The sequence below is a fragment of the Paenarthrobacter sp. A20 genome, assembly GCF_024168825.1.
Classification (GTDB): domain Bacteria; phylum Actinomycetota; class Actinomycetes; order Actinomycetales; family Micrococcaceae; genus Arthrobacter.
In genome coordinates this window covers 1759884-1775049 of sequence record NZ_JALJWH010000001.1, presented here as the reverse complement: position 1 = coordinate 1775049, position 15166 = coordinate 1759884, and the positions used below count along the sequence as shown (strand labels likewise).

13 protein-coding genes are annotated in these 15166 nt (G+C 62.9%); 8 read left to right on the top strand and 5 right to left on the bottom strand.

Features of this window, described 5'->3' with window-relative positions; genetic code table 11:
- Positions 1 to 278 precede the first annotated feature (278 nt).
- Together J3D46_RS08545 and J3D46_RS08540 are read right to left on the bottom strand one after the other, a co-directional pair.
- Positions 279 to 1193, bottom strand: coding sequence for an ATP-grasp domain-containing protein (locus J3D46_RS08545; RefSeq protein ID WP_231341257.1), 915 nt, complete (start codon positions 1191 to 1193; stop codon positions 279 to 281).
- A 173-nt stretch (positions 1194 to 1366) separates the two neighbouring features.
- Positions 1367 to 2926 carry a sigma-70 family RNA polymerase sigma factor gene (locus J3D46_RS08540; RefSeq protein WP_231341256.1) on the bottom strand — a complete coding sequence of 520 codons (1560 nt, stop codon included), beginning with the start codon at positions 2924 to 2926 and terminating at the stop codon, positions 1367 to 1369.
- Between the two features lie 147 nt (positions 2927 to 3073).
- Here J3D46_RS08540 and J3D46_RS08535 point away from each other — a divergent pair, with 147 nt between their 5' ends.
- From J3D46_RS08535 to J3D46_RS08525, 3 genes are all read left to right on the top strand, one after another.
- Positions 3074 to 3838 (top strand): hypothetical protein, encoded by a 765-nt coding sequence (locus J3D46_RS08535; protein ID WP_231341255.1) that lies wholly within the window; start codon positions 3074 to 3076, stop codon positions 3836 to 3838.
- A gap of 94 nt (positions 3839 to 3932) precedes the next feature.
- Positions 3933 to 5303 carry an Ig-like domain-containing protein gene (locus tag J3D46_RS08530; RefSeq protein ID WP_253466408.1) on the top strand — a complete coding sequence of 457 codons (1371 nt, stop codon included), beginning with the start codon at positions 3933 to 3935 and terminating at the stop codon, positions 5301 to 5303.
- 282 nt (positions 5304 to 5585) lie between these two features.
- The gene (locus tag J3D46_RS08525; RefSeq protein WP_231340590.1) at positions 5586 to 6416 is read left to right on the top strand and encodes a DUF1684 domain-containing protein; all 831 of its coding nucleotides are present in this window, start codon (positions 5586 to 5588) and stop codon (positions 6414 to 6416) included.
- On the opposite strand, the gene J3D46_RS08520 is transcribed toward J3D46_RS08525, so the two are convergent.
- Both J3D46_RS08520 and J3D46_RS08515 read right to left on the bottom strand, forming a co-directional pair.
- Positions 6413 to 7684, bottom strand: a complete 1272-nt coding sequence (locus tag J3D46_RS08520) for an acyl-CoA dehydrogenase family protein (RefSeq protein WP_253469178.1) — start codon at positions 7682 to 7684, stop codon at positions 6413 to 6415. The two genes, J3D46_RS08525 and J3D46_RS08520, sit on opposite strands and share 4 nt — an antisense overlap.
- Positions 7684 to 8487 carry an SDR family NAD(P)-dependent oxidoreductase gene (locus tag J3D46_RS08515; RefSeq protein ID WP_253466405.1) on the bottom strand — a complete coding sequence of 268 codons (804 nt, stop codon included), beginning with the start codon at positions 8485 to 8487 and terminating at the stop codon, positions 7684 to 7686. Before J3D46_RS08515 ends, J3D46_RS08520 begins: the two co-directional genes overlap by 1 nt.
- Positions 8488 to 8571: 84 nt before the next feature.
- Here J3D46_RS08515 and J3D46_RS08510 point away from each other — a divergent pair, with 84 nt between their 5' ends.
- The 4 genes from J3D46_RS08510 to J3D46_RS08495 all read left to right on the top strand — a co-directional run bounded on the left by J3D46_RS08510 (position 8572) and on the right by J3D46_RS08495 (position 13729).
- A complete protein-coding gene (locus tag J3D46_RS08510) occupies positions 8572 to 9732 on the top strand; it encodes a glycoside hydrolase family 76 protein (RefSeq protein WP_253466402.1) in 1161 nt (386 codons plus the stop codon).
- Between the two features lie 181 nt (positions 9733 to 9913).
- A complete protein-coding gene (locus J3D46_RS08505) occupies positions 9914 to 10960 on the top strand; it encodes an iron ABC transporter substrate-binding protein (protein ID WP_231340593.1) in 1047 nt (348 codons plus the stop codon).
- Positions 10961 to 10964: 4 nt separating this feature from the next.
- Positions 10965 to 12566 carry an iron ABC transporter permease gene (locus J3D46_RS08500; RefSeq protein WP_231340594.1) on the top strand — a complete coding sequence of 534 codons (1602 nt, stop codon included), beginning with the start codon at positions 10965 to 10967 and terminating at the stop codon, positions 12564 to 12566.
- Positions 12563 to 13729, top strand: a complete 1167-nt coding sequence (locus tag J3D46_RS08495; protein ID WP_231340595.1) for an ABC transporter ATP-binding protein — start codon at positions 12563 to 12565, stop codon at positions 13727 to 13729. The genes J3D46_RS08500 and J3D46_RS08495 overlap by 4 nt, the downstream gene beginning before the upstream one ends.
- Positions 13730 to 13743: 14 nt before the next feature.
- Here the strand turns inward: J3D46_RS08495 and J3D46_RS08490 are convergent, their stop codons facing one another.
- Positions 13744 to 14337, bottom strand: coding sequence for a YdeI family protein (locus J3D46_RS08490; protein WP_231340596.1), 594 nt, complete (start codon positions 14335 to 14337; stop codon positions 13744 to 13746).
- Between the two features lie 101 nt (positions 14338 to 14438).
- Here J3D46_RS08490 and J3D46_RS08485 point away from each other — a divergent pair, with 101 nt between their 5' ends.
- Positions 14439 to 15161 (top strand): hypothetical protein, encoded by a 723-nt coding sequence (locus J3D46_RS08485; RefSeq protein ID WP_231340597.1) that lies wholly within the window; start codon positions 14439 to 14441, stop codon positions 15159 to 15161.
- The last annotated feature ends 5 nt before the right edge of the window (positions 15162 to 15166 follow it).

The following is a 15166-nucleotide window of genomic DNA, read 5'->3' as shown; positions in this document are numbered from 1 at the left end:
GCCAGGGCCCGCGGTGAGATTCTCGTGCCTGCGCTGTCGCATCTCTTCGATCGCAGCGGCCGCCTCCACCCTGGTAGGTGCACCGGTCGCGGGCTCAACCATGGACAAGACACTTCCCAGCGTGCCCGTTGCACCTTTCGGTGAAACCCCCCGCTGAACGAGGCATGTGCCGGCCCAAATGGAGCCAAGAATCAAGGCAGAACTGACCACTATTGCAACCACTGCATCCATCCCCATGCGGTCAGGGTACTCCCCACGAAAGCCGTAGCCCAGCGTGATCAGTTCGAAAGGAGGCCCTGAGAGCACCGCATCAGGACGTTGTCCAAGAGCTGCGGGACGAAAGCACTGTACGCGCTGAACCGTGCCTCGATCTCCAACACCACTGGCCGGCCGTCCCGCATGCGCCTGACATCCACGGCCAAGGCCCCGGTCAGACCCAAGGCGGCAGCCGCGGACGCTGCCAAGCGGGCGACATCCGGCTCTGCGTTCGTCTCCACCTTCCGGACTCTGGCGAAACCCCCTGGCCATGCTGCTGGGGGTGGTTCTTTCTCCAAACCCACGAGCAGATCATCGGGATCAGCGAGCAATCCGCAGCGATGGACCACGACAGCATATTCGGTGCCTGGGGCGACGCGCTGCACAAGCCACGTATCATCCAAGCCAGCCCAGATTCCCTCCGCGCGGGCGCCGCCGTCGGACGTTCTTTCCAGAAGCCGGACATTGCGTCCGTCGAGGGAAACACGGGGCTTCACCACCAACGGGCCGCCCAATTTGTCCATGGCATCCTGCACGGATCCGAAGGCGCTCGGTAGGCCGAATCCGGGAACCCCGACTCCGGCGCTGCCAAGGCAGGTCATGGTGAGGTACCTGTCATTTGCCGTCCGGACTGATGCCGGATCAGCGATGAGGACTTCAACTCCCGGCGCGAAATCGTTGCGTGCCTCGGACATCAGCACCAGTTCTTCGCTGATGGTGGGAATGAGGATTTCAATGCCGTAATTCGCCACCAGCCCCCGCAGTTCCCATAGATATCCCGGGGCTTGGGGCGGCGAAACAACGGCCGCGGCGTCAACCCCACTGGGGCGGGCACGCTGTGCGTCCGCTCCAAGCACCCAATGCCCTCTGGACTTGAGCTGGCGGGCCAGCGATGACCCGGCAGGGCCGCAAATGCCCGTCACCAGCACGCGTGCCATCAGAAGGTGCCTTTGGCAGTGGCGGGGATCCAAGGATGCACCGTAGCGGTGCCTGTCGGCGAGTTCATTTTTCCCCTTGATGGATGGTTCGTATCACCCGCTTTCGGGCCCAACTGATGGATGAGTGCTCTCACCCGGAACTTCATGACGCAGTCCGGTTCGGGGAATCGACATCAGAAGTTGTAAGAAAAATCGTTGGAAGCGATCCCGGGACCGCTCAGGGTGTAGGTCAGAACCTGGTCGTCGCGACTGCGCTTGTGACCAGCCTCGATGTGGAAGTGAAGGTCATCACGCTGTACTGACTCAGTGGTGCAACTAAGCACGCTGCTGCTTTCCATGGCGCAGGTCCATCCGTCCGGGGCTCGAACCGAGTCCTCCACGAGCCAGGCATTCTGACTCACTGAGAACACAGCCTTGCCGCTGCTCAAGGGTCGGGTGCCGGCGACCTTGAAGTCGATTTCCAAAGGTGTACCACTGGAGCGGCCGTCCCGGTCCCGCCGCACCGAGCCGGAAATATCCGTCGGGGCGGGCGTCGACGGAACAGCCGTGGGCGTGGGGGCTGCAGTAGTAACCGGCGAAGGAAGGGGATCAGGGGTTTGCGCCGGCCCCTGGGAAGGCTCCGGCAACGGCGTGGGGGGTGCAGCCGCGACCGGTGGCGGCGTAGCCGGTGCCTCGGCCGGCGGACTCGATGGTGTCGGGGTCGGCGTCGGCGTCAAGGTCCCGGGGTTCTGTGGCAATTGCGTGGCGACGGTCTCCACGGCCCGCTGGTCCATATAGGCGTCGGGAGTCAGTTGGTCCACTATGCCCACGGCGCCCAGGACCAGGCCAACCCCCGCCGCTGCGATGATGGCCATAACGGCTGGCTGCGCCAAGGTAGGGACCACCAAGGCAGCCTTCACTGGCACTACTCCGCCCAGGACTCCGAGCCCGGCACCTTTGCCGGCCCAAGCTGCGAGAGGTATGCCTGTCACCAAAGGGAGCACCACTGCCCTCATGCTTCCCTGAACGTCCTTTAGTTCAGAGAGCGCGGCGGTGCACTTGGAGCAGCCGTGGAGGTGATTACGGACTTTGCGCTCCGCTGCACTGGAGAGACCGCCCCGAAGGAAGGTGCCGAGTTTGGATACGTACTCGACGCATCCGCTATCGGGTTGGTTCGCAATGTGGCTCTGAAGGTATTCGCGTCGTAAACCCTCGCGTGCGCGAAGAGCAAGGGCTGAAACTGCATTGGCGGACAGCCCCAAAATGGGTGCCACAACCGCCGGCTTCATCCGCTCCACGTCCAGATACCAGAGCACCGCCTGCCAACGTTCCGGCAATGCCCTGAACGCTTTGGCTACCGCATGGGATTCGAAAGCGTTGACGGCTGCATCCGAATCGGTCAAAGTTTGGTCCAGAACAGAATCGTCCCCGCTTGGCAGGACCTTGCCCGCCTTTCGATTCCGCTGGTGGGACAACCTTGTCACCGTGGACAGCAGGTACGCCCGAAAGAACGTGTCCGGCCCTTTCCCCGCCACGAGGCTTTGCAACACGGACTGAAAAGCCTCAGCCACAACATCCTCGACGTCGCTGGGGTTGTCCACGTTCCGTCTTGCCACCGTGGAGGCAATGGAGACGTGGCGCTCATAGAGTCCATTGAAGGCGGACACCTCTCCGCCGCGGACCAACTCAATGAGGTGACCGTCGCTTTCGACGTCCACGCCCACGTTGCTGCCCGATTGTGACCTGTGTGCCATCTAAGGCACCCCCAAACCGTAAATAATCCTGCCCATATATAGGAGTGGTGGCAGGAGGCAAGTCGTGACGCGGTTTATACAAGGTCTTTAGCAATGAATCTCGGTGCTGTTTCGTCACGAAACGGCTTTCGCCCGCACTGTTCGGATATGACATCGTTCCGGACAAAATCATTCGCAGAGTGCACGTTCTCGCGGCACCTTTTGCTGCGTAGATGGCAGACCACCAGCTACCAGACAGGTTGGCGATTCCGTGCGGATTGGTTCCTGCCCGAAGTCCGTACCGTCGTAACTTCGCTCGCCACGAACGCACTGGTTCCAGCTCCCACGGCCAAATCACTGGGTGCCGCCCGTGCGAGGAACGGGGTCAGCATCAGTGAAACCATGACTGACTTCCGGGCCCTGTTCGCGGCGGCAGAACAGACCCTCGACGTCGATGCGCTTCAATCGTTGGCGGAGGGTTGGGCCGAAGTTGCCGACAACGCGCCTCCCATCTCGTGTACCGATGTCTACACAGGACTGGCAACCCAAGCCCACTTCCAGCGACGGATCCACGAGGTCTCAGCGTTGGGATCCGGCCCGGGATGCCCGGCTGCGCACGTCATGGCCATCATCTCCGTCGCACGGCCCCGGGACAGCCGGAGCCATCGCTGGACACTGCTTGCCCGGCTCGGGGAAGAGGTCACCGGGCATCTGCATGGGACCGGAGCCATGGCCATGTATCAAAACTCCGCCGTGCACGTTCTCTTCCCTTTCAGCGAAAGCAATCTCTGCCGGCTGTCGGAGTGCAGGGCTGCCTTGGAAGCTCTGGGCGATGGCGCACTGAGCCCTGCGCACATGAAGTTTTATCCCCTGACCTCGATCGCACCGGCCACCACGGCAGCGGCGCAGGACTCTGCCTTCGAATCGAAATAGGCGGTCGCCTTTTCACGCCGTCACGAACCAACTGGCCCGAACACTCATCCTGTGACGGAACATTCCACCACGGATTCTAAGGACCACCCTGCTCATGAAAAATCAGATCCATCTAAAAACCGTGTCATTGGTGGCCGCGCTTTTAGCGGCTGTCATGGCCGTTCTGGGGCTCAGCATGTCGGCACTTCCAGCCCACGCTGCAGAGCTGGCGGACGCGGAAATCACCCTAAGTACGGAATCAGTTGTTTCCAGTCAATGGGACCAAGTAGATCTGACATGCGCATGGTCCGTGCCGGACAACTCGCAGCCCGGTGACACCTTCAGCATCCAGCTCCCGTCGGAGCTGCGATGGTTCGGTGCCTCTTCCTTCGATCTGGATAACTCGGCGGGCGACACCGTTGCCACGGCCGTGGCCAACGACGCCGGCCTGGTTGTCTTTACCCTCACGGATTTTGTCGGCACACATCCCCTTGACGTGGGGGGAACCTGTTCCTTCACCACCCAGTACTCGGCGAAACCGGCGAACGGTGAAACTCAAGAGTTGACGTTCACCGTGGGCTCCAGCGTGGTCCGCGTACCCGTGGTTATTGAGCCCTGCCCTTCGGACTGCGTCCCGGGAATGCCGACATCCGTGGGTAAGTCCATGTGGTGGTCGGACCCTGGCCAGACGGAACTTGAATCAGTCTTCTCTATGCCTCCCATGTCCTCTGAGACGAACGATGTTGTGATTACCGATACTCCGGCGAGCGGCATGGAAATCGACTGCAGCCGGGTGACGCCCCGGGTCGGCCAAAATATGGGAAATGCCGGCAACATTGTCACTCCCTATGACGATGACGAGTACCCGGCGAGCATCGAATGCAGCCCCCATGAACTGACGGTCACCTGGACGGGACTTCCCGAAGGCGAGCACGTGGAACTCTTCGTCGTAACGAAGGTGACCGATGCGTCCTTGGCTTCCTACGAAAACAACGGAACGGTCATCATTTCGGGCCAGGAAACTCCGGTCGTGGCGCAAACCCGTCGAAGCAGCGGAAGTGGAACGGGCGATGGTACCGCCACGCCGACCCCCACACCCAGCCCCACCACAACCACCCCCACGCCAACCCCCACACCCAGCCCCACCACAACCACCCCCACGCCAACCCCCACACCCAGCCCCACCACAACCACCCCCACGCCAACCCCCACACCCAGCCCCACCACAACCACCCCCACGCCAACCCCCACACCCAGCCCCACCACAACCACCGCCACACCGGCCCCGACCTCGAACACCACAAGCCCGGTTGCTGTGCCGCCGACGATGGAACCGTCCGAACCTGCCCGAGAGGACGCCTCTGAGCAACTCGCCAATACCGGCACCCAAGGAGCAGCATTCGTGTTTGTTGCGGCAGCCCTGCTGGCTGTGGGTTCCGTGCTCGCCTTCGCAGGTGCCAGGTGGTCCCGGCGGCGGTCGCACTAGCAGGCGATCGTAGGAGCCCGCGGTAGGGCGAGAAGACCGTCGAGGGAGCTCCACGAAGGAGCAAGACAGCAGCGATGGGCCGGGTACGTGGTACTAGGCCCATCGATGCAGTCCAGAAATCTCGGCTCGCGCTGGCATGAGTTGGGGGCCAGCGCGGGCCGTTCCAATGTGGTGGTGACACCCGTTGTCGCTGCCCATGGATTCCGGGAATGGCGACGCCCGGCGCATAGTTGAGGGAAGTGCAACCACCGCGAACTGACGTGAACACAGCCGAGGAGACCCATGAGCTCGCCCACCACCGCAACCGACCCCCAGCTGGCCCGTTGGCAACGGTTCCGCACCGGTCGAAAGGAAGCGCTCTCCACCGAACATGGTTGGTTGACCCTGACGTCGTTCCAATGGCTTGAGGCTGCACCCTCCGAACTGGAACTCGTTCCCGGTCTCTGGTCCACCGACGGCACCACAGCATCTCTTTCAGCGAGCGCGGCTGACGGGCTCACTTTCGTTGAGACTGGAGAGAAGGTCGAAGGAACGGTCACTGCCGTGCTGGAAGACGAAGAGTCGCTGATGTGGGTCCAATACGGCGGCCCCAATGGCAAGCAGGTGGTGGTGGAACTCGCCATGCGTGCGGATAAGTACGCTGTTCGCACCCGTGACAATGGCTCTCCCGTACTGACGGAGTTCAGCGGCGTACCGGCGTACGATTTCAACCCTGATTGGATTGTCGGAGGCCGCTTCGAAGCCTATGCCGAGCCCCAGGACGTACCCATCGGCACAGCCAACCCGTTGGTGGACGGGGTCCATCGCTCAGTGGGCGAGGTGGTTTTCCGGGTACCGGGCGTCCCGCACGAGATCCGTCTTCACGCCGAAGAGGAGAAGCTGGGGGCCCTCAATGTGACCTTCCACGATGAAACCAACGGAGACACCACGGATGAGTGGCGCAAGGTATTCATCCCCCGCCCCCGTCCCGATGGCTCCGTGGTGATCGATTTCAACCGCAGTATCAATTACCCCAGCGCTTTCACGCCCTACGGAACGTGCCCCATGCCTGTCCGTGGCAATTCGATAGACGTGCGGGTGGAAGCGGGCGAGAAGCTCCCCCAGCAGGACTAGGCGATCGCCGAAACTCCCGTCACAGCGCGGCCAACGATGAGCGAGTTGATTTCGTACGAGCCCTCGTACGTGAAGATGGCCTCGGCGTCAGCAAAGATCTTGGCGATCCGGTAGTCGGTGACGATTCCGTTGCCGCCAAGAATGGACCGCCCCAGGGCTACCGTCTCCCGCATCCGGGCACTGCAGTATGCTTTCGCGAGCGCCACTTGTGCCATGTCTGCGCCGCCGTGCCGCACACCTTGGGCGTCGGTGTAGATGTCTTCCTGCAATTGCGCGATCCTGACCATCATCCCCATGCTGGCTACGGAGTTTCCCAACATGTCCACCAAGTGTTGCTGGATGAGCTGGAATTTGGCGAGCGGCCTGCCGAACTGCATCCGTTCCACGGCGTACTGCCGGGCTACGTCGAACGCTGCCAGTTGCTGGCCGACGGCCTGCCAGGCGACCATGATCCGGGATCCGCGCAGCAGGTGGTTGGTGTCGGCAAAGCTGCTGATGCCTGCGAAGCGATCTGCCTCAGCTACTTCGACATCCACGAAAACGATGTCGGCGTTCTGCACGGTCCGCAGGGCGATCTTGTTCTCGATGCGGCTCCGGGTGATGCCCGGCAGGGAGGCGTCAACGATGAACGCGCGCACGGCGCCGTCCGCCTCGTCCTTGGCCCACACCAGCATGTAGTCGCAGAACGTCCCGTTGCCGATCCAGCGTTTGGCGCCGTTGATCACCCAGTAGTCACCGCCGTCGTGGTCTGCCCGCTCAACGCGTTGGGCGGTGGTTTCCATACCTCCGGCAACATCGGACCCATGGTCCGGTTCGGTCAGCGCGAAGGCTCCGGTGGTGCGGAGGTTGGACGCGTCGTCGAGGTAGCGGTCCTGTTGGGAGTCGCTGCCGAAGTCGTACAGTGACTCCACGAAGAGATCGTGATGGACCATGAAGAACGTGGCAATTGAAGTATCAACGCGTGTCATCTCGGCGATGACCAGGCCGGCGAAAAGGTGCGTATATCCACGCTGTGCCGGAGCACTGAGCCGCAGGGCTGCGAGCTTGGGCAGGATGTGCTCCGGGAACTCGGCTTTTTCCCACCATTGCCCGGCATAAGGGGCTATCTCCGAGGCGAGGAAGGCCCGGAGTTCGTTGAGTTTCCGCTGTTCCTGGACGCTCAGCAGAGACTCGAAGTCGAAGAAGTCGGCAGTGGGCAGGTCCGCCACGGATGGCGGAACGGCGCCCGCCGAGCCAGGGGACACTGAACCGCCGCTGTAGTCGCCCATCATTTGAGCCCCATGCGGATGGCGCCGTCCAGCCGGATGGTCTCCCCGTTGAGCATGGCGTTCTCCACGATATGGGCGGCCAGGTTGGCGTACTCCGCCGCGCGGCCGAGGCGGGCGGGATGTGGCACCTGCTGGCCCAGGGAATCCTGGGCGGCTTGCGGAAGACCAGCCATCATGGGCGTTTCGAAGATGCCGGGCGCGATGGTGGCCACCCGGATCAGCGAACGGGCAAACTCGCGCGCCAGCGGCAGGGTCATGGCCGCTACGGCACCTTTCGATGCTGCGTAGGCAGGCTGCCCGATCTGGCCTTCGAATGCGGCGACGGACGCGGTGTTGATGACAACGCCGCGCTCGGGCCCGCCAAGTTCAGTGGCAACCGGCTCGGTTTCCACCATGGCTGCGGCGGCGAGGCGGATCACGTTGAACGTGCCCACAAGGTTGATCTGGATGACCTTGTTGAAGTTTTCCAGGGGCAGCACGCCGTCACGGCCCAGGACTTTGCCCGGGGTGGCGATGCCGGCACAGTTGACGACGATGCGGAGCGGCCCAAGTGCAACTGCGGCGTCGACGGCGGCCTGTACCTGGGCCTCGTTGGTGACGTCGGCGGGGACAAAAACGGCCCTCGGAGCCGATGGGCTGTGTGGGCTGCCCGTGTTCAGTTCCGCCGCGTAAGCGTCCCCCGCCGACTGCGGCAGATCCACAAGGACCACCGAAGCCCCCGCGTCGAACAAACGCTTTGCGGTAGCGGCCCCCAACCCTGATGCGCCGCCTGTGATCAGCGCGACCGTGCCCTTGATGTCCATCCATCCTCCTTGATGCAGAACTCAAATCCGTTAATGCATGTTAACTGGAATTGTGAGCCAGCGCACCCTCGGTAGGCTGGGGACATGCCAGCCGATTCCTCCCCTGCCGAGCAGCCGCTCCCCTTCACGGAGCGAACAGAGTGGGCAGAACGCGCCGACCACGCGGCCCGCTCAGTGACCCGCAATTTCGGCCGGCGCCTTCTTTTCCTGCCCGGCACCCACTTAGGTGCGGTGAGTATTCCCGCGAAAGCCGCCCGCAGCGTCTTCGGCCCTTGGCACTATTGGTGGCAGGCGCACTACGTCGATTGCTTGGTGGACGCCGGTCGTCGTGAATTGTCCACCCAAACAAAGTTCGACGGCGACTCCCGCCCCAGTGCGGGCAGGCTCGCTTCACGACTGGTCACCACCATCCGGTTGAGGAACCTGTTCAGGTTTGAGAACCACTTCTACGACGACATGGCCTGGCTGGCCCTCTCCACCCTGAGGCTCGAAAGGCTGGCGGAGGAGACCAGGAACCCGGGCCGTCGGCGCAATGCCTATGTCCGCAGGAAGCTGACGCTGCAGTTCGACTCGGCCTCGACGGAGGACCTGGGCGGTGGAACCTTTTGGAGCACCCAACGGGACTTCAAGAACACGCCGGCCACAGCTCCGGTGGCTCTGTACTTCGCACGGACGGACCACCGCGAGAGGGCGCAGTCCCTGGTGAACTGGCTCAACAGCAAGCTCTTCCACGCGGAACGGGGCGTCTACCAGGATGGGCTGAGGATCAAGAATGGTGAAACCGTCCTGGAAGAGGCCATCTATACCTATAACCAAGGCCCGATTCTGGGTGCCTTACTGGAACTTGGCGGCCAGGAAAATCTGGAACGGGCTGAGCATTTGGTTGAGTCGGTGGCCCGCGAGCTGACCGTCCCCGGGACTCGTGTGGTCCACGGCGATGGAACCGGTGACGGCGGCCTCTTCACCGGGATCCTCGTCAGGTATCTGGCGCTGGCCGCGCGGGACCACCGCCTACAGGAAACCACAAGGCGGACTGCCCGGGCCCTGGTGCACGCCACGGCTGAAGCTTTCTGGCTGACCCGGAGGGAAGCGCCCGAGCTGATGCGGGGCAAGGGCAGCGTGCCATTGATCTTCTCCCCCAATCCCCTGCGGCCGGCGAGCGGGACGTATCCGGCGGGTGCCGCCGTCGAACTTTCCACGCAGTTGCAGGCGTGGATGACATTTGAGGCTGCGGCCAGTATGTAAAACGAATTACGATACGCAACACTTCCGTAATTACCGTGATCCCTGTCACTTAAAGCTCTTTCGGCTTTTGAACAAAGGTATGGCTAACCTACGCTTTTTACGGCGGACCCCAACCTTCCCGCCAGCATGGACACGACACCACTGCCGTGGACTTCCATGCCTGTTCCCAGAAAGTAGCCCCATGAAGCTCCCCAAAAACGCTCTGGCCGGAATCGCACTCCTCGCCACCGCCGCTCTTGGCCTTTCCGCCTGCGGCTCCACCACCACCTCGCCGGACGCGTCCGGTTCGTCGGCCGCGGGCGATGGCATCACGGTCTACAACGCCCAGCATGAGAGCCTGACCAAGGAATGGATCGACGCCTTCACCAAGGAGACCGGCATCAAGGTCACCCTGCGCCAGGGCTCGGACACCGAAATGTCCAACCAGATTGTCCAGGAAGGCGCGGCCTCACCGGCTGACGTCTTCCTCACCGAGAACTCCCCTGCAATGGCGCAGGTGGAGAACGCAGGACTGTTCGCCGACGTCGATAAAGCCACCATCGACCAGGTCCCGGCGGAATTCCGCCCCTCCACGGGGAAGTGGACCGGAATTGCTGCGCGCTCCACCGTCCTGGTGTACGACAAGACCAAAATCAGCGAGGACCAGCTGCCCAAGTCAATGCTGGATCTGGCAAACCCTGAATGGAAGGGAAAGTGGGCAGCGTCGCCCTCCGGCGCTGACTTCCAAGCCATTGTCTCGGCACTGCTTGAGCTCAAGGGCGAGGCCGCAACCGAAGAGTGGCTCAAGGGCATGAAGGAGAACTTCAAGGCCTACAAGGGCAACAGCACTGCCATGAAGGCCGTCAACGCCGGAGAAGTGGACGCGGCACTGATCTACCACTACTACTACTATGGCGACCAGGCCAAAACCGGCGAGAATTCCAAGAACGTCACGCCGTTCTACTTCAAGAACCAGGACCCGGGCGCGTTCGTTTCCGTCTCGGGTGGCGGCGTCCTGAAGTCGTCCAAGAAGGCGGCCGACGCGCAGGCGTTCCTGAAGTTCATCACGGGCAAGGCCGGGCAGGAGATCCTCAAGACCGGAACGTCCTTCGAATACGCCATCGCCTCACAGGTTGATGCCAACGAGAAGCTTGTTCCCATCAAGGACCTGCAGGCTCCCACGGTGGACCCCGCCAAGCTGAACTCCACCAAGGTCACTGAATTGATGACCAAGGCAGGACTCCTGTAACTCTGTGACCACCGAACAATCGGCTCCCAACGTTCCACGTTCAGAGGGAAGCACGACGACGGCGGGCCGGGGCAAGCGCCCCCGCCCGCCTTTCGGCGTTTCCACGGTGTCGTTACTGGCGGTGCTGATAGCGCTGTTTTCGCTGATTCCACTGGGCTACGTGCTGTACATGACGGCCGCGACGGGCTGGGACACGGCCGTTGATCTCATTGTGCGTCCACGCGTAGGCGAGCTCCTGCTGAACACCGTTTTGCTGATGGTGTTCACCGTGCCGCTGTGCCTGGTGCTCGGAGTGGGCGGCGCGTGGCTGGTGGAACGAACCCAACTGCGCGGACACCGTTGGTGGGCCGTGGCGCTGGCTGCCCCGTTGGCTATTCCGGCGTTCGTCAACAGCTACTCCTGGGTGTCCGCGGTTCCCTCCTTGGAGGGCCTCTGGTCCGGGGTTCTGATCGCCACGCTGTCCTACTTCCCGTTGGTGTACATTCCGGCCGCTGCAACCCTTGGCCGGCTGGACCCAGCCATTGAACAGTCCGCAGCGTCGTTGGGCCTGGGCTCCTGGGCTGTCTTCGTCCGGGTGGTGTTGCCGCAACTGCGAATTGCCATGACCGGCGGTGCTCTGCTGGTGGCGCTGCACCTGTTGGCCGAGTATGGCGCCTTCGCGATGATCCGCTTTGACACGTTCACCACGGCCATCATGGTTCAGTTCCAGTCCACCTTCAACGGGACCGCAGGCAACATGCTGGCCAGCGTGTTGGTGTTCCTGTGCCTGCTCCTGCTGCTGGCGGAGGTCAAAAGCCGCGGCTCTGCCCGCTACGCCCGGATCGGCTCCGGCGCGCAAGCGAGGGCCATTCGGTTGCCCCTGGGGGGATACCAGCTGCCTGCGCAGTTGGCCCTCCTGGCCCTCACGGTCCTGGCTTTCGGGCTCCCACTCTGGTTTGTCCTCAAGTGGGTCATGGCGGGCGGTTCGGAAGTGTGGGCAGCCGAGGAGTTCGTCCCGGCGCTCCTTCAGACCCTCATGTACGGGGCGGCCGGAGCGATCGTCACCACGGTGGTGGCATTTCCCATGGCTTACCTTGCCGTCAGGCACCCCAGCTGGTTCAGCAAGATGCTGGAACTCTCCAACTATGTCACCAGTTCACTGCCGGGAATCGTGGTGGGCCTGGCGTTCGTCACCGTCAGCATCCGGGCCGTACCGGGGGTTTACCAGACCGCGGGAGTCCTGATTGCCGCGTACGTCCTGCTGTTCCTTCCACGGGCTTTGGTGAATATCCGTGCAGGCCTGGCACAGGCGCCCAAGGAACTCGATGAGGCCGCGCAGTCCTTGGGCAAGACCCCTTTGGCGTCCTTCTTCAAAGTGACGTTGCGGCTTACTGCGCCGGCCGCTGCAGGCGGTGCAGCGCTGGTCTTCCTTGCCATTGTCAACGAACTGACGGCCACCTTGCTTCTCTCGCCCAACGGCACGCGGACGTTGGCCACGGAGTTCTGGAGCAAAAGCAGCGAGATCGACTACGCCGGTGCCGCACCGTATGCGTTGTTGATGATTCTGTTGTCGGCCCCCATGACGTACCTTCTCTTCCAACAGTCCAAGAAAGTAGCCGGACAGTGACCGAACAATCCCCTTCCAGGCTTCCGTCACCGCGGGTGGCCCCCTCCGTGGCGCCCACCACGAATGCGCACTTGGATATCTCGGAGGTCACCAAGAACTTCGGTTCCCAGGCTGTCTTGAAGGGCGTCAACCTTTCTGTCGCCAAGGGCGGGACCACGGCAATCGTTGGCCCGTCGGGTTCCGGCAAGACCACGTTGTTGAGGCTGATCGCGGGCTTTGAGCATCCGGACACTGGATCCATCAGGCTCAGTGGCGCCCCGGTGGCAGGTGACGGCGTGTGGGTACCTGCCCACAAGCGGCAGGTAGGGTACGTCGCCCAGGACGGTGCCCTCTTTCCCCATCTGACGGTAGGACAGAACGTCGCGTTCGGCGTGGATCCAGGAAAGCTCGACGGCGGTCGCGGCGCCGTGAGGTCACGGGTGCAGGAACTGCTGGACATGGTGTCCTTGGACGCCTCCATGGCCAAGCGCCGACCCCACCAGTTGTCCGGCGGCCAGCAGCAGCGGGTCGCTTTGGCCCGTGCACTGGCCAGGGAACCCGAACTCATGCTGCTTGACGAGCCTTTCTCTGCCCTTGACGCAGGCCTCCGGGTGGCCACGCGCCGGGCCGTCGCCAAGGTGCTCAACGCTGCCGGCGTGACCACCATCCTGGTGACCCATGACCAAGCAGAAGCGCTTTCCTTCGCAGACCAAGTGGCCATCATGCGCGGCGGAAAGCTGGCTCAGATCGGCAATCCCTTTGTGGTCTACACCCGCCCGGCCGATCGCGCCACCGCCGAGTTCCTGGGCGATGCCGTCATTCTCGATGCGTGGATGGAGGGCTCGCTGGCTACCTGCTCCTTGGGCGGAATACCTGTCCGGCGCCCGCCGGCTCAGGGGAAGGTCCAACTCATGCTGAGGCCGGAGCAAATCCGCATTGCATCGGACGGGCCCATCCGCGGCGTTGTGGTGGACACAGACTACTTCGGCCCGGAGACCACGGTTCGTATCAAATTGGGTGAATACAAGGCCCCTGACGGTGGCGCCTCCGGCAACAGCCACCGCTATCCTGGCGGCGGCGAGATCATTACCATCCGGCATTGGAACGCCTCGATCACCAAGCCGGGCACGGAATTGTGCCTGCGTGTGGTGGGCGAAGGCGTGGCGTTCCCTTTCGAGTCCTGACCGGGCAAGTCCAACTACACCGGACGTTTCTTCTGCGGGTACGGCGCTTCGTGCCGGGCAAGCATCTCGACGAATCCGGCGATCTTGCGCGCCCGGGTTTCTGCCCGTTTGACCCCGTTGGTGCGATGGATGAGGGCAAAGCGGTTCTGGGACGTCAGGACGTCGAACATGGCTTGGGCCTCGGGAACTTCGGCGATCGCAGCTGCGAGGTCGTCCGGGACAACTGAGTCCGCGGGTCCGGCATAAGCGGCCTCCCAACGGCCATCGGCTTTGGCGGCCTCGACGGCGGCACGGCCTGCGTCGGTCATCTTGCCTACGGATTCCAACCGGGCGATGTGCCCCACGTTCCTTACGGACCAAATGCTCTTGCGGCCACGCGGCGTCATGCGTTGGAAGTAGCTGTCGGCGTCGCGGCTCCTGGCTTGCCCGTCGATCCAACCAAAGCACAGGGCCTCATCCAAGGCGGCGTCGTAGTCCAGTTCCGTGACGTTGCCACCCTTCTTGTGGAGGATCAGCCACACTCCGGGACTGTCCGCGGCATGTGCCGAAAGCCAGCCACGCCAAGCGGCACCGTCTGTAACCAGTAATTCCTCAAGCTCAATTGCCATGGGTTCATTCTGCTGTGAAACAGGCGGCCATTGACAAGGCCACGCGGCATAGGCTGGAAGCTGACGCCACCGTACCTGCAGGACCCACCCCAGGAGGACCAATGTTGCGATCCCGCCCCACCCACTACACATCCCACCCCGAGCAGTGGGCCACGCTTCTTCAGGCGCTGGGGTTGTTCACCACCGTGGATGAGGGCGATTGGCGGGAATACGACGCCGGTTCGGGTCGCCTCGCGCTGGGCTACGTGGAGCACGGCCACCCGCTGGACGGATCCACGATCTTTGGGGTCGAGGCAGGAAACCTTGAGGAGTTTGCGCGGCGAACCGAGGAAGCCGGCACCCAGGCGGAAATCCACGAGTCACCCGACGGAACCACTGTGCGAATCTCCACTGAGGACGGGTTCGAGTTCTTCGCCTTCCCCGCCCGGCGGGCCCTGGACGGCACGTGGGCAACGTCGACGGAGGCCGATCCAGCCCTCACGGTGGTAGCCACTTGGGTCAGTCCCTTTGTGGGCCTTGCCGCCAACGACCTCCGGAACATCGGTGCCCGTCCGTCATCCGAGGACGACGAATCGGCCACGTTCACCACCAAGAACGGCGGAATCCTGCGGGTGATCCACGGCGCGGACGGCACCAACGGTGACCTCGCATTCGAGTACGACGGCGGACTGGAGCCGCTGCTGGACCGCCTCAGGGCGGCCAAGATAGAGGCCAGAATCAGCGAAGATGTCCTGTACGTCGCCAACCCGGATGCCGCGGGCGGTGCGGCGCCGGCGTCGATCGTGGTGGAAAGAACACCACCACAGAAGACGCCGGCCCCCTAAAGCAG

What these genes read in the sequence shown, in the direction of transcription:
- J3D46_RS08545 (WP_231341257.1), bottom strand. Translation starts at nt 1,193, where the DNA reads ATGGCACGCGTGCTGGTGACGGGCATTTGCGGCCCTGCCGGGTCATCG.
- J3D46_RS08540 (WP_231341256.1), bottom strand. Translation starts at nt 2,926, where the DNA reads ATGGCACACAGGTCACAATCGGGCAGCAACGTGGGCGTGGACGTCGAA.
- J3D46_RS08535 (WP_231341255.1), top strand. Translation starts at nt 3,074, where the DNA reads ATGACATCGTTCCGGACAAAATCATTCGCAGAGTGCACGTTCTCGCGG.
- J3D46_RS08530 (WP_253466408.1), top strand. Translation starts at nt 3,933, where the DNA reads ATGAAAAATCAGATCCATCTAAAAACCGTGTCATTGGTGGCCGCGCTT.
- J3D46_RS08525 (WP_231340590.1), top strand. Translation starts at nt 5,586, where the DNA reads ATGAGCTCGCCCACCACCGCAACCGACCCCCAGCTGGCCCGTTGGCAA.
- J3D46_RS08520 (WP_253469178.1), bottom strand. Translation starts at nt 7,684, where the DNA reads ATGGGCGACTACAGCGGCGGTTCAGTGTCCCCTGGCTCGGCGGGCGCC.
- J3D46_RS08515 (WP_253466405.1), bottom strand. Translation starts at nt 8,487, where the DNA reads ATGGACATCAAGGGCACGGTCGCGCTGATCACAGGCGGCGCATCAGGG.
- J3D46_RS08510 (WP_253466402.1), top strand. Translation starts at nt 8,572, where the DNA reads ATGCCAGCCGATTCCTCCCCTGCCGAGCAGCCGCTCCCCTTCACGGAG.
- J3D46_RS08505 (WP_231340593.1), top strand. Translation starts at nt 9,914, where the DNA reads ATGAAGCTCCCCAAAAACGCTCTGGCCGGAATCGCACTCCTCGCCACC.
- J3D46_RS08490 (WP_231340596.1), bottom strand. Translation starts at nt 14,337, where the DNA reads ATGGCAATTGAGCTTGAGGAATTACTGGTTACAGACGGTGCCGCTTGG.
- J3D46_RS08485 (WP_231340597.1), top strand. Translation starts at nt 14,439, where the DNA reads ATGTTGCGATCCCGCCCCACCCACTACACATCCCACCCCGAGCAGTGG.